Origin of the sequence: Sediminibacillus massiliensis (genome assembly GCF_900156915.1) — a bacterium.
Taxonomy (GTDB): domain Bacteria; phylum Bacillota; class Bacilli; order Bacillales; family Amphibacillaceae; genus Sediminibacillus_A; species Sediminibacillus_A massiliensis.
On sequence record NZ_LT732535.1, the window covers coordinates 3,998,100 to 4,012,377 of the forward strand.

Annotated in this window: 11 protein-coding genes and 1 pseudogene; 11 read left to right on the forward strand and 1 reads right to left on the reverse strand. The window is 45.6% G+C overall.

The genetic code is table 11. The features are described from left to right. The first annotated feature begins 85 nt into the window (after positions 1 to 85). Both CZ434_RS20410 and CZ434_RS20420 read left to right on the forward strand, forming a co-directional pair. Positions 86 to 1,672, forward strand: a complete 1,587-nt coding sequence (locus tag CZ434_RS20410) for a peptide chain release factor 3 (protein ID WP_077624805.1) — start codon at positions 86 to 88, stop codon at positions 1,670 to 1,672. Positions 1,673 to 2,194: 522 nt separating this feature from the next. Next, positions 2,195 to 2,491: a MerR family transcriptional regulator gene (locus CZ434_RS20420; RefSeq protein ID WP_077624807.1), complete on the forward strand. Its 297-nt coding sequence runs from the start codon at positions 2,195 to 2,197 to the stop codon at positions 2,489 to 2,491. Positions 2,492 to 2,662: 171 nt separating this feature from the next. Here the strand turns inward: CZ434_RS20420 and CZ434_RS20425 are convergent, their stop codons facing one another. Next, the gene (locus tag CZ434_RS20425; protein ID WP_077624808.1) at positions 2,663 to 3,415 is read right to left on the reverse strand and encodes a FixH family protein; all 753 of its coding nucleotides are present in this window, start codon (positions 3,413 to 3,415) and stop codon (positions 2,663 to 2,665) included. 284 nt (positions 3,416 to 3,699) lie between these two features. On the opposite strand from CZ434_RS20425, the gene uvrB reads away from it, so the two are divergent. The 9 genes and pseudogenes from uvrB to hprK all read left to right on the forward strand — a co-directional run bounded on the left by uvrB (position 3,700) and on the right by hprK (position 14,266). Further along, complete coding sequence (gene uvrB, locus CZ434_RS20430; protein WP_077624809.1) at positions 3,700 to 5,682, forward strand: excinuclease ABC subunit UvrB; 1,983 nt, start codon at positions 3,700 to 3,702, stop codon at positions 5,680 to 5,682. Positions 5,683 to 5,689: 7 nt separating this feature from the next. Continuing rightward, positions 5,690 to 8,569, forward strand: coding sequence for an excinuclease ABC subunit UvrA (gene uvrA / locus CZ434_RS20435; RefSeq protein ID WP_077624810.1), 2,880 nt, complete (start codon positions 5,690 to 5,692; stop codon positions 8,567 to 8,569). A 436-nt stretch (positions 8,570 to 9,005) separates the two neighbouring features. After that, positions 9,006 to 9,779, forward strand: a pseudogene (locus tag CZ434_RS20440) (excinuclease ABC subunit UvrA); the annotation flags it as partial. A 565-nt stretch (positions 9,780 to 10,344) separates the two neighbouring features. Beyond that, positions 10,345 to 10,698 carry a YojF family protein gene (locus CZ434_RS20445; protein ID WP_077624812.1) on the forward strand — a complete coding sequence of 118 codons (354 nt, stop codon included), beginning with the start codon at positions 10,345 to 10,347 and terminating at the stop codon, positions 10,696 to 10,698. 18 nt (positions 10,699 to 10,716) lie between these two features. Further along, positions 10,717 to 11,385: a bacillithiol biosynthesis deacetylase BshB2 gene (gene bshB2, locus CZ434_RS20450; protein ID WP_077624813.1), complete on the forward strand. Its 669-nt coding sequence runs from the start codon at positions 10,717 to 10,719 to the stop codon at positions 11,383 to 11,385. A gap of 120 nt (positions 11,386 to 11,505) precedes the next feature. Continuing rightward, a complete protein-coding gene (locus CZ434_RS20455) occupies positions 11,506 to 12,597 on the forward strand; it encodes a DUF4097 family beta strand repeat-containing protein (protein WP_077624814.1) in 1,092 nt (363 codons plus the stop codon). A 3-nt stretch (positions 12,598 to 12,600) separates the two neighbouring features. Continuing rightward, positions 12,601 to 12,795: a PspC domain-containing protein gene (locus CZ434_RS20460; protein WP_077624815.1), complete on the forward strand. Its 195-nt coding sequence runs from the start codon at positions 12,601 to 12,603 to the stop codon at positions 12,793 to 12,795. Continuing rightward, positions 12,796 to 13,167 carry a phage holin family protein gene (locus CZ434_RS20465; RefSeq protein WP_077624816.1) on the forward strand — a complete coding sequence of 124 codons (372 nt, stop codon included), beginning with the start codon at positions 12,796 to 12,798 and terminating at the stop codon, positions 13,165 to 13,167. Positions 13,168 to 13,327: 160 nt separating this feature from the next. After that, complete coding sequence (gene hprK / locus CZ434_RS20470) at positions 13,328 to 14,266, forward strand: HPr(Ser) kinase/phosphatase (RefSeq protein ID WP_077624817.1); 939 nt, start codon at positions 13,328 to 13,330, stop codon at positions 14,264 to 14,266. The last annotated feature ends 12 nt before the right edge of the window (positions 14,267 to 14,278 follow it).

Consider the following 14,278-nt stretch of genomic DNA (forward strand, 5'->3'; position numbering starts at 1 on the left):
AAAAGGAGAATCATCCAATGTAAACAATAAATCCCTTTATACTACTATCATTCAAAAAATTTAATTATCGAAGGGGATTTTAATAATGTCTTATCATGAAGAAGTAAATAAACGAAAAACGTTTGCGATCATTTCCCACCCGGATGCCGGTAAAACGACATTGACGGAAAAACTGTTGTTGTTCGGTAACTTGATTCGTTCGGCAGGTACCGTCAAAGGGAAGAAATCAGGTAAATTTGCCACTTCCGACTGGATGGAGATCGAAAAGCAGCGTGGTATTTCTGTTACATCAAGTGTCATGAATTTTCCTTATAAAGGGCATCAAGTCAACATTCTGGATACACCGGGTCACGAAGACTTCAGTGAGGACACATACCGGACATTGACTGCTGTCGACAGTGTGGTCATGATTATCGATGCCACGAAAGGTATTGAGGCCCAGACGATCAAGCTTTTCAAAGTATGCCGGATGAGAGGGATCCCGATTTTCACTTTCATCAACAAACTGGACCGTGAAGGCAAAGAACCGCTTGCGCTATTGGAAGAAATTGAAGAAGTGCTTGATATCGAGACATACCCGATGAATTGGCCGGTCGGCATGGGGAAACGGTTCCTGGGAATTTTCGACAGACACGGAGAACAATTCGTGAAGTTCAATGGAAACGAAGAAGAAACCTATATCCCGTATGCTGAATTGGATAACCCGGAACACAAGGATTTAGTGGAACAAGGAGCATATAAAGATACGGAAGACGAGCTTGCTTTACTGGATGAAGCCGGCGACCAATTTTCCCTTGATTCCGTCTTGAGCGGTGAACAGACGCCAGTATTCTTTGGGAGCGCACTTGCCCCGTTCGGTGTCCAGACGTTTTTCGATACGTTCATATCGATGGCGCCTGCTCCGACTCCGAGAAAATCGACAGAAGGCTTAATCAGTCCGGATAACCCTGACTTTTCCGGTTTTGTTTTCAAAATCCAGGCAAACATGAATCCTGCCCACCGTGACAGGGTCGCCTTCCTGCGGGTGTGCTCTGGTAAGTTTCAGCGCGGAATGAGCGTAAAACTGGCCAGAACCGATAAGCCGATCAAACTATCGCAGTCACAGCAGTTCGTCGCATCTTCCAGGGATACGGTCGAGGAAGCATTTGCCGGGGATATTATCGGGATTTACGATCCGAACGCCTACCGTATTGGCGACACGCTGATTGAAGGCAAGGACAAATTCGAATACGATGAATTGCCCCAATTCCCACCCGAACTGTTCAAGAAGGTGACGGCCAAAAACGTCATGAAAGCAAAGCAGTTTAAAAAAGGAATCGAACAGCTTGTACAGGAAGGTGCGATTCAGCTGTTCAGAGGGCAGAGCAATGAAGCTTATATTCTTGGAGCGGTTGGGGAACTTCAGTACGAAGTGTTTGAATACCGGATGAAGAATGAATACAACGTAGAAGTCATGCTGGAATCGATCGGTGAACGGATTCCGCGTTGGTTGAAAGCCGACCAGGTCGATCAGAAGCTGTTCGACGAACGGAGCATGCTCGTTAAAGACAGGGAAGGGGAATTCCTTTGCCTGTTCAAAAACGATTTTGCCCTGCGCTGGTTCAAAGACAAAAATCCTGATATCCAATTGATCGACTTGTTCGAAGTGAACCAATACGATCAAAGTTATTAATCAAAGAGTGAAGCCCGTCAAAAGAAAAAGTTGACGGGCTTGTTTATTAATGGGAATTATAGACCGCACATTTTATCGTGGATCAAATGATGGAACTTTTTAGCCATTCATCCGTATTACAAGGAGAAGAACATGGCAAGGACTTATGAAAGGGGAGAGTGAGTTATCTTACAGTTCATACTATCGATTATCCTGGTAATCTCTTTGATATTCTCCATAACAGTTGTCGTTCGCAAAAGGAAAAAGGCTGGCATTACAGGTGTGAAAAGCGCATTAAGTTCTATTTGTCTCTACTTGATTGCTGTCACGAACCTTTTTGCTTACTGGTTCGACTTCCTGGGTTTGTTGAGTTGGTCGCTTACGGTTTTTTTGTTGATTTTAGGGGCTTATTTTACAAAGTATGTTCCGGTGTCGGAAAAATGAAAACTTCAACTGTTTGTCTAACGGTTGGCTTCGGGATCAGATAACTATTGGTATCTTCAGATCGTAAGAATCACGGGGTGCAGTTAGGGGGAAAGTGATTTGGAATATGACTTTTTTTGGTTAGCTATAGGAATTGCAATCGCAGGTTATTGTATAGGAGACGGATTGAAAAATTTTAATAATCCGAACAATAAAAGCCTTATGGATTACTTAGACGATGAGAAAGATCACGAACTGATTAATGAAAAGGAAGTACACAACTTCATGGGTATATCAAAAGAAGATGCAAAGTCTCTAATCGACGAACATCCGGATATACCACACATCATGATTAATAACAAAATTTACTACCCGAAAGAAAAGCTGCGTAAATGGCTGTTGGAATTGAGTGGATAAGATTCGGGTATTAAAAAACGATCAGAGAGAAAGACTCTGATCGTTTTTCTGAGTCAATAAATTTTATGATGAACATTTACCATCACGTTCAATTACTAGAGGGAATTCCTATTCTGTTGTCATAGCGGGTTTTCTATCAGCGGTGATTGAAAACTAGTGTCCAAAACCAATTTATTCGGCAACCTCTAAATCTACGTCTTTATGTGTATGGAGGTCATCCTTTTTCACATGGACGGTGATGGTGTATGTTCCGGCTTCAGGGAATGCAGCCGGACCGGCGTATTGGCCATCCTCTTGTTCTGTTAAATTGATCCAGAGCGGGTTTTCCAACTGGTCGTTGTTTACTTCAAGGGTGACGTTTGCATCCGCAAGCGGGGTTCCATCCTGATTTATAGCCACCGTCATTTCTTTTTCTTCTTCCATAGTCCATGAATCGTCACTTACTAAGTCAACCGTCACTCCGTCATCATGATGGTGGTGTTCTTCTTCAGACTCTGCCTCTTCTTCATGCTCTTCTTCAGTTTCTTGTTCTCCTACAATGACTTCCTGTTTCGGCATAACATGCATTTCATGTGCAGTCACATGGGATTGAACCATATAAGTGGCGGCTTCCTCGAAAGAATTTTCTACTATATAAACTCCCTCACCTTCATGAGTCGCTTCGATCATCTCACTGTCGTCTTTACTGCCTTCCGCCCAAAATTCAAACTCTACTTCACTTGCATCGTCTACGCTCTCGCCGTCCTGAGTTACTGTTGCCCGGAACTCTGCGTTTTCATCTACATCCAGTGACCCGGGAGCCTCTAATTCTACTTCAATCGGTGCAGGTACAGCCTCTTCTCCGGTATTGGAGTCCTGGTTTTCCGATTGACCGCAGGCTGTTGCAAATGCGAGCAATAATAATGTAAATAAACCTTTTTTCATTTATAATAACTTCCTCTCTCTTCATTATGTAAGGTGGACTACTTTGATTATAAAGAAGAAAATGAGAGACGACAATGGATGGAACAGGCCGGTTTGTGACCGATTGTTGACGATGAACATATTTCTTAAATCGGTTGAACGGACGTGTTATGGTTAGGGATGGCGGCTATACGCCATAATGTAGAATAACAGATACATTTATATCGAATGTTTGTTCGTATTTGTGTTATCATAGTAATAGATTGTGCTAAAATGGAAGAAAAAGAACGGAGGTTGGTTGGATCGTGGAAAACAAATTCGACCTTGTGTCTAAGTATCAACCGCAGGGAGATCAACCAAGAGCGATAGAACAACTCGTCGAAGGTATTCATAACGGAAAAAGGCATCAAACATTGCTTGGTGCCACCGGGACTGGAAAGACCTTCACGATGTCCAATGTCATCAAAGAAATCAACAGGCCGACACTGGTGATCGCCCATAACAAGACACTTGCCGGCCAGTTATATAGTGAATTCAAAGAATTTTTTCCGAACAATGCTGTAGAGTATTTCGTCAGTTATTACGATTATTATCAACCGGAAGCATATGTGCCTTCCACCGACACCTTCATCGAAAAGGATGCAAGCATCAACGATGAAATAGATAAACTTCGCCACTCAGCGACATCATCGCTGTTCGAACGGAATGATGTGCTGATTGTAGCAAGTGTGTCCTGTATTTACGGTTTGGGATCTCCTGAAGAATACCGTAGTCAGGTATTATCATTGAGAACAGGCATGGAAATGGACAGGGACCAGCTACTGCGCAAGATGGTCGACATCCAATATGCCCGAAATGATATCGATTTTCAACGCGGTACGTTCCGGGTGCGCGGTGATTCGGTAGAGATCATCCCGGCCTCCAGGGAAGAGCATTGCGTGAGAATCGAATTTTTCGGAGACGAAATCGACCGGATCAGGGAAGTGGATGCCCTGACAGGCGAAATCCTCGGTGACCGGGAACATATCGCCATTTTCCCGGCATCCCACTTTGTGACCCGTGAAGAGAACTTGAAGCGGGCCATCAAAAACATCGAGGCTGAACTTGCTGACCGGCTGAAAGAACTTCGCGAACAAAATAAATTATTAGAAGCACAGCGTATTGAACAACGAACCAATTATGACCTGGAAATGATGAACGAGATGGGCTTTTGTTCTGGGATTGAGAATTACTCCCGGCATCTGACCTTCCGTGAACCTGGTTCGACCCCGTACACGCTGCTGGATTATTTTCCGGATGACTTCTTGATCGTCATCGACGAGTCCCACGTCACGTTGCCGCAAATCCGCGGAATGTATAACGGTGACCAGGCAAGGAAACAGGTTTTGGTCGACCATGGCTTCCGCCTGCCTTCAGCGATGGACAACAGGCCTTTGACATTTCAGGAGTTTGAAAAAAAGACAAGCCAGAACGTCTATGTGTCTGCGACGCCGGGCCCTTATGAATTGGAGCATACTCCGCAGATGACCGAGCAAATCATTCGGCCGACAGGGCTGCTTGATCCGGAAGTGGAAGTCCGTCCGATCGAAGGACAAATCGATGATTTGATTGGTGAAATCAACAAACGGATTGAGCGGAATGAACGTGTCCTCGTTACAACATTGACGAAAAAGATGTCGGAAGACCTTACGGATTACCTGAAAGAAATCGGCATAAAAGTGGCTTATCTTCACTCTGAAATAAAAACCCTCGAAAGAATCGAGATTATCAGGGACCTGAGAGTGGGTAAATACGATGTATTAGTCGGTATTAACCTGCTTAGGGAAGGACTGGATATTCCGGAGGTATCGCTTGTAACCATCCTTGATGCCGACAAAGAAGGATTCCTCCGCTCTGAGCGGTCACTGATCCAGACGATGGGAAGGGCGGCCCGTAACGAAAACGGCCGTGTCATCATGTATGCAGATAAAATAACGGACTCCATGCAAAAAGCGATAGAAGAGACTTATCGACGTAGGGAAAAACAACAGGCCTATAACGAAGAACACGGTATCACGCCGACAACGATCAAGAAGGAAGTCCGCGATGTGATCAGGGCCACTGTGGCGGCTGAAGAGACCGAAGCATATGAAGCAGAAACACCTAAACTCTCCAAGATGAGCAAGAAAGAACGCGAGAAAGTAATCGAAGATATGGAAAAAGAAATGAAGCAGGCAGCACGCGATCTGAATTTCGAAAAAGCTGCCGAACTTCGCGACTTGGTATTGGAACTAAAAGCGGAAGGATGACCTTGGAATGGCAAAAAAATCGATAACGGTTAAAGGGGCGCGTGCCCATAATTTGAAAAATGTAGATGTCGACATACCCAAAGACCAGCTGGTTGTCCTGACAGGGTTGTCGGGTTCAGGTAAGTCGTCACTGGCCTTCGATACCATTTATGCTGAGGGCCAGCGGCGTTATGTCGAGTCGTTATCTGCATACGCCAGACAATTTCTCGGTCAAATGGATAAACCGGATGTGGATGCTATCGAAGGTTTGTCCCCGGCAATATCGATCGATCAAAAAACCACCAGCCGGAACCCGAGATCCACAGTTGGTACAGTAACAGAAATCTATGATTATCTGCGGCTTTTGTTTGCCCGTGTCGGACATCCGACTTGTCCGAAACACGGTATCGAAATCACCTCTCAGACAATCCAGCAGATGGTCGACAGAATAATGGAATACCCGGAACGAACCAAAATGCAAATTCTTGCCCCGGTAGTTTCCGGACGTAAAGGCGAGCATGTCAAAGTTCTCGAAAACCTGAAAAGAGAAGGATATATCCGGATCAGGGTGGACGGGGAAATGTATGAGGTCTCCGATGAAATCAAGTTGGAAAAAAACAAGAAACATTCCATCGAAGTCGTTGTAGACCGTGTTGTCGTTAAAGAAGGGGTTACAGGCAGGATTTCCGATTCTCTTGAAACAGCATTGCGACTAGGAGAAGGAAATGTCATCGTTGATGTGATCGGCGAAGAAGAGCTTTTATTCAGTGAACATCATGCCTGCCCTGTCTGCGGTTTTTCGATCGGGGAATTAGAACCTCGGTTGTTCTCTTTCAACAGTCCTTTTGGAGCTTGTCAACGTTGTGACGGGCTTGGAACACAGCTGGAAGTAGATGTGGATCTTGTCATCCCGGACTGGGACAGATCGTTGAAAGAAGGAGCGATCGTTGCATGGGAACCGACCAGCTCTCAGTACTATCCGAAGCTGCTTGAGAGTGTCTGCAACCACTTTGGCATCGATATGGAAGTTCCTGTCAGTCAGATTCCGAAACAACAAATGGACAAAATACTTCACGGGAGCGGCAAAGAAAGAATTCACTTCCGATATGAAAATGATTTCGGCAGGGTACGAGAAAATAATATTATCTTTGAGGGCGTTCTTGCCAACATCGAACGGAGATACAAAGAAACAAGCTCCGACTTCATCCGTGAACAAATGGAGAAGTTCATGACCCAGAAGCCTTGTCCAAAGTGTAAAGGATATCGTTTGAAAGAGGAAGCACTGGCGGTACTTGTGAATGGGCTTCATGTCGGAAATGTGACCGAGATGGCAGTGAACGAGGCATATGCTTTCTTTGATGACTTGCAGTTGTCCGAGAAAGAAGAACAAATCGCCCGGATGATTTTGAAGGAGATTTGCGACAGGTTGACATTCCTGAACAATGTCGGACTTGATTATCTGACCTTATCACGTGCGGCCGGAACATTGTCTGGCGGGGAAGCACAACGGATCAGACTGGCAACTCAAATCGGTTCTGCACTTACCGGTGTACTGTATGTACTTGATGAGCCGTCGATCGGCCTCCACCAGCGGGACAATGACCGCTTGATCGGTACATTGCAGCGCATGCGGAATCTCGGCAATACGCTCATTGTCGTCGAACATGATGAGGACACCATGCTGGCCGCGGACTGGCTGATTGACATCGGTCCCGGCGCCGGCGAGCACGGCGGTCAAATCGTCTCAAGCGGGACACCGAAACAAGTGATGAAGGATAAAAATTCCCTGACAGGCCAATATCTATCAGGAAAGAAATTCATCCCGCTGCCAACGGAACGGAGAAAGCCGGATAAACGGGCGATTGAAGTCATCGGGGCGGAAGAAAACAACTTGAAAAAAGTGAACGCCAAGATTCCGCTTGGATTGTTTACAGCCGTGACCGGTGTTTCCGGTTCCGGTAAAAGTACGTTGATCAACGAAATTTTGCACAAATCTTTGGCCATGCAACTGCACCGCGGCAAACAAAAGCCCGGCAAGCACAAGCAAATCAAAGGGATAGACAACCTGGAAAAAGTCATCGATATTGACCAGTCCCCGATCGGTCGTACGCCTAGGTCCAATCCGGCGACATATACCGGGGTATTCGATGATATCCGGGATGTATTCGCCCAGACCAACGAAGCGAAAATCCGCGGCTATAAAAAAGGCCGCTTCAGTTTCAATGTGAAAGGCGGACGCTGTGAAGCATGCCGCGGCGACGGAATCATCAAAATCGAAATGCACTTTTTGCCCGACGTTTATGTCCCTTGCGAAGTGTGCCACGGCAAAAGGTACAACAGGGAAACATTGGAAGTGAAGTACAAAGGCAAAAACATTGCCGATGTGTTGGATATGACGATTGAAGAATCTCTTGATTTCTTTGCCAACATCCCGAAAATCCAGCGCAAGCTCCAAACGATTTTCGATGTCGGGCTTGGCTATATCAGGCTCGGACAACCGGCAACTACTTTATCAGGCGGAGAAGCACAGCGTGTCAAACTGGCAAGTGAACTCCATCGCCGTTCCAACGGTAAATCGTTGTATATACTGGATGAACCGACAACAGGGCTGCATGTGGACGATATCTCCCGTCTGCTTGAAGTATTGCAGCGTCTCGTCAACAATGGCGATACAGTATTGATCATCGAGCATAACCTCGATGTCATCAAAGCTGCCGACAACATCATCGACCTCGGCCCGGAAGGCGGAGACAAAGGCGGCCAGATTATCGCAACAGGCACCCCGGAAGAAATAGCCGACCATCCACAATCCTATACAGGCAAGTACTTGAAGCCTATTTTGGAACGGGACAGAAAAAGAATGGAAGACAGAATAACCAAACAGGAAAAAGTCGCACAAAATAATTAACAAATAACCAGCCCCTCTCTCCAATAGAGGGGCATTTTTGCATACTTATCAGGGTGTACTCGTCCCGCTTTTTACTTACTTTTAAGGTTCAAAGTAGAGGGAAACTGCGACATAGTGACAATTCTATTTTTTGAAGCTTATGCTGTTCTGCCTTCGCTTTTAGGGATTTTCTGAATTTTGATGTTAGGAATACCTCATGTTAGACATACTTTGGAACAACTTCTCACTTGATCAGAAAAACGAATGAAGCGGAGGAAAAATGCGAGACTCCAGTGGGAAAGGAACAGTCTGAAGACCCCGCAGGGCGCTTTTCCCGAGGAGGCTGAAGCGTTCCCCACGGAAAGCGAGTATTTTTCCGCAGCGCTGGACTACCACTCAATCCAAAAAGGATGGAAGGAAGTTCCGTTAAGTGAAGTTAGTTATGTCGCAGTTTATNACCGGGGTATTCGATGATATCCGGGATGTATTCGCCCAGACCAACGAAGCGAAAATCCGCGGCTATAAAAAAGGCCGCTTCAGTTTCAATGTGAAAGGCGGACGCTGTGAAGCATGCCGCGGCGACGGAATCATCAAAATCGAAATGCACTTTTTGCCCGACGTTTATGTCCCTTGCGAAGTGTGCCACGGCAAAAGGTACAACAGGGAAACATTGGAAGTGAAGTACAAAGGCAAAAACATTGCCGATGTGTTGGATATGACGATTGAAGAATCTCTTGATTTCTTTGCCAACATCCCGAAAATCCAGCGCAAGCTCCAAACGATTTTCGATGTCGGGCTTGGCTATATCAGGCTCGGACAACCGGCAACTACTTTATCAGGCGGAGAAGCACAGCGTGTCAAACTGGCAAGTGAACTCCATCGCCGTTCCAACGGTAAATCGTTGTATATACTGGATGAACCGACAACAGGGCTGCATGTGGACGATATCTCCCGTCTGCTTGAAGTATTGCAGCGTCTCGTCAACAATGGCGATACAGTATTGATCATCGAGCATAACCTCGATGTCATCAAAGCTGCCGACAACATCATCGACCTCGGCCCGGAAGGCGGAGACAAAGGCGGCCAGATTATCGCAACAGGCACCCCGGAAGAAATAGCCGACCATCCACAATCCTATACAGGCAAGTACTTGAAGCCTATTTTGGAACGGGACAGAAAAAGAATGGAAGACAGAATAACCAAACAGGAAAAAGTCGCACAAAATAATTAACAAATAACCAGCCCCTCTCTCCAATAGAGGGGCATTTTTGCATACTTATCAGGGTGTACTCGTCCCGCTTTTTACTTACTTTTAAGGTTCAAAGTAGAGGGAAACTGCGACATAGTGACAATTCTATTTTTTGAAGCTTATGCTGTTCTGCCTTCGCTTTTAGGGATTTTCTGAATTTTGATGTTAGGAATACCTCATGTTAGACATACTTTGGAACAACTTCTCACTTGATCAGAAAAACGAATGAAGCGGAGGAAAAATGCGAGACTCCAGTGGGAAAGGAACAGTCTGAAGACCCCGCAGGGCGCTTTTCCCGAGGAGGCTGAAGCGTTCCCCACGGAAAGCGAGTATTTTTCCGCAGCGCTGGACTACCACTCAATCCAAAAAGGATGGAAGGAAGTCCCGTTAAGTGAAGTTAGTTATGTCGTAGTTTATGAATCTTGTTTAATACAACACTCTATAAAAACAGCCTAATCTTGTGCCGCTTAGTTGCAATGCTTTGACGCTTTTTGTGATTTTGGGTATGGTTGAATTAGTTCATACTCTGAAAGAAGGGATCAGGTATATGGAACCAATTAATATGGAAAAGGTCCAGAAAGAACTGGATCGTTTAGCAAATAAAGAAGTGTACGTTCATTTGGAAACAACAAACGGAGCTTATGCCAGCCACTTTGATAAAAATGCATACAACGTCGGTGCATTCATCCGGAATGCGAAGGTCAACTACCTGCACGGCAAAATCGTCGGCGTCAATGGTACATATCGCGTCGGATTGAAGCTGGATATGGGCTGGGTTTATGGAGAAGGATTGTCCGATTGGGAAGTCGACGAAAACAACCGTCTCTTGATGGCCGGCCATGACCGGGAAGGCCGGTTGATGGTAGCCCTGCAGATTGGCGAAAAACCGTTTAAATACTAGATAAGGAGAGTTGATCGAATGGAAAAACACGTAGTTGTCATATATCCGCATCCAGATGATGAAGCATTTGGCGCATCGGGCACCATTACACAATTCAGACAACAGGGTGTCCCGGTTACTTATCTTTGCGGTACCCTGGGTGAAATGGGAAGGAACATGGGGAACCCTGCTTTTGCCAACAGGGAAACACTGTCCGAATTCAGAAAACAGGAATTGATCGACGCCTGTGAAGTGATGGATGTAGAACTTCGCATGCTCGGTTACCGTGACAAAACATTGGAATTTGAAGAACGTGATGAAGTTGCCGAACACCTGAAAGGAATTCTGGAAGAGATCGAACCTTCCCTCGTGATTACCCATTATCCCGAACATGCCGTTCATCCAGACCACAATGCAATGGGAGCAGCTGCAATCGAAGCGGTAAAACGTATCGATGAATCCAAGCGTCCGAAAGTATGGGCGCAGGCAATCAGTAACAATCATTTGGAACTTTTAGGCGAGCCGGACGTAGTAAATAATGTGCGGCCTGTCTTTAAACAAAAAATGCAAACAATCATGGCCCACCGTTCCCAGGCACAGGGAGTACTGGGTAAAATGAAGGACGATCCAGAAGCCGAAACAGATTTAGAAGCTATTGCAATGGAACGGCTCGGCACCGAAAGTTTTTATACATGGAAATTTGATTAAGTGGCATACTCCCGCTGCAGATGAAAAAAGTACAGCAATGTTCTTTTTTCTTATCGCAGCGGGTTTGTTTTAGATAGGCATTTGCATATAAATGAACTATAGGGCAGGAAGGTGATATGGATGAATGAAGAACGCAGAAAAATCCTGAAGATGCTGGAAGACGGAATTGTCACCTCAGAAGAAGCAGAAGAACTACTGGAATCAATGGACCAGGCTGATAAAGCACAGCAGCAAGCGGGGATGGTATCGACCAATGTCAATTGGAACAACGAGCAGGAAGGCAAGGGTCCGACTACCTCTAAAAAGAGAAACAACTTTTTCAGCTATGTGGAACAGGCATTTAATAAAATAAAGAATGTAGATCTTGATTTCAATTTCGGTACTCATTATCCTGTTTCGCATATTTTTCACCACCAATCGGCAGAACTGTCCAAACTGGACATCGACATCGCAAACGGAGAAGTCGATATCATTCCGTGGAACGAGTCGGATATCAGGATTGAATGTGAAGCCAAAGTCTATCAGGTAGCCGATCGGGAAAAAGCCCGGGAGAAATTTCTGCGTGAGGCCGAATTTCGCATAATGGAGGGAATCCTCCAATTTTATATCCCATCACAGCAAGTGAAAACAGACGTGAAGATCAAAATACCATCCCAGCTCTACCAAAAAGTTTCCGCCAAATTGTTTAATGGTGGAATCCGCGCGGAAAACTTACATGTAACCCACTTTAGAGGGAAAACTACAAATGGTACGATCGATATCAAAGAAAGCCAGGGTGATATGATCGAAGCAGAGACGGTTAATGGTTCTGTGAAAATCCGGAAAGGAAAATGGGACCATGTCGATGCCGAGACGATAAATGGATCTGTCCGGCTGCAGGGACGGTTCAGTAAAACTGACGCCCAGGTTGTCAACGGCAGTATCCATTGTGACTGGGATGACGCGAAGACGGCGACAGTCGGTTTTTTGAAAACGGCGACCGGCAGCATCAGATTGAGGTTGCCTGACAGTGTCCGGATCGATGGTCAGTTGGAAACAAAAATCGGCGGTATCCACTGCGACTTGCATAACTACCGGATTATCGAGGAAAAAAAGGAAATGATCAACAAATCTATGCACTTCGAAGCAAATACGGAACAAACCGGAGAAATGCACGTAGAAGCCGAAACAAAAACAGGTTCGATTTGGGTGCTGCCCTCACAGGAGGGATAGACTTTGAGGAAATTGGTACGTCCGCGTGAAAATCGCCAACTTGCCGGGGTCATAGGCGGGATTGCCGAATATATTCATGTCGATGCAACATTGTTACGCTTGGTCTTTGTGATCGGACTGGTTTTTACTGGCGTATTTCCGTTGCTGATCATTTATATCCTGGCGGCAATCATCATGCCGAAAGAGAGGTTAAAGTAGATGCTGACACGTTGGCTGCTTTCCATTTTCTTGAATGCTGTTGCTTTGATAGTCGTCGCACAGTTGTTTGATTCCTTTCAATTGGAAGGTTTCGGGACGGCGATTCTTGCCAGTATTATTCTATCGATATTGAATGTTATCGTGAAACCGGTCCTGATTTTGCTGACGCTGCCAATAACCGTGCTATCACTGGGATTATTCCTGTTCGTCATCAATGCGGTGACATTGATGATAACCCAGGGACTGCTAGGCAGCAACTTTGTGATTGATGGTTTCGGTGTGGCGATTATTGCGGCGATTGTGCTTTCCTTGCTGAATCTATTATTGAACAGGCTGATTAGAGATACTGTAGACATGAATAAGACGAGATAGAGAATGTCGGTGCTGAGCCCTTGGCTTGCGCCGATTTTTTTCAGGTTGGGAGGATTGTAATGCCCCTTCATAAAAAAAATGCTACAATAGGTTACAGTGATTGAGAATTGAACTTAAAGTTAGATAATACAACGCTTTGCAGCAAGATGGAGGGATACTTATGGCGAAAGTTCGCACACAGGATTTGCTGGAACAATTTAATTTGGAACTTGTTGCTGGGAAAGATGGAGTACATAGGGAAATTTACATGAGTGATATTTCCCGGCCGGGGTTGGAAATGGCCGGATACTTTAAATATTATCCGAAGAGCAGGCTGCAAGTACTCGGGAAAACAGAAATGTCTTTCTTCAATGAATTGCAGCCAGACGAGCAACGCAATCGGGTCGCCAATTTGTGCACAGATATCACACCAGGTATTGTCATCACCCGCGGTATGGACATTCCGGAGATTCTTATAGATGCTGCTGACTCTTCCGGGGTACCATTATTGCGTTCACCTCACAAGACTACAAGGGTGACAAGCAGACTGACCAATTTTTTGGAATCGAAATTTGCTCCATTCACGGCCATTCACGGTGTTCTCGTCGATATATACGGGATCGGCGTCTTGATTACCGGCCAGAGCGGTGTGGGTAAAAGTGAGACCGCCCTGGAATTGGTTAAACGCGGCCACCGGCTCGTGGCCGACGACAGCGTGGAAATCCGTCAGGAAGATTATGACAGCTTGATTGGTAACTCGCCGCCGTTAATTGAGCACTTGCTTGAAATTCGAGGTCTGGGAATCATCAATGTTATGACACTGTTCGGAGCAGGAGCCGTCAGAAGTCATAAAAAAATAGCGATGATCATCCATTTGGAATTGTGGGACCAAAAGAAACAGTATGACCGCCTGGGATTGGAAGAAGAAACAATGAAAATCATGGACGTTGAGCTGCCCAAAGCAGTAATCCCTGTTCGACCGGGACGTAACTTATCGGTCATTATCGAGGTTGCGGCTATGAACTTCCGCCTTAAACGGATGGGTGTCAACGCAGCGGAAGAGTTCTCCGAGCGGCTGACAAACATGATCAATCAGGAAAAAACCGAGGATATCGACTAGGGGGAGAGAATT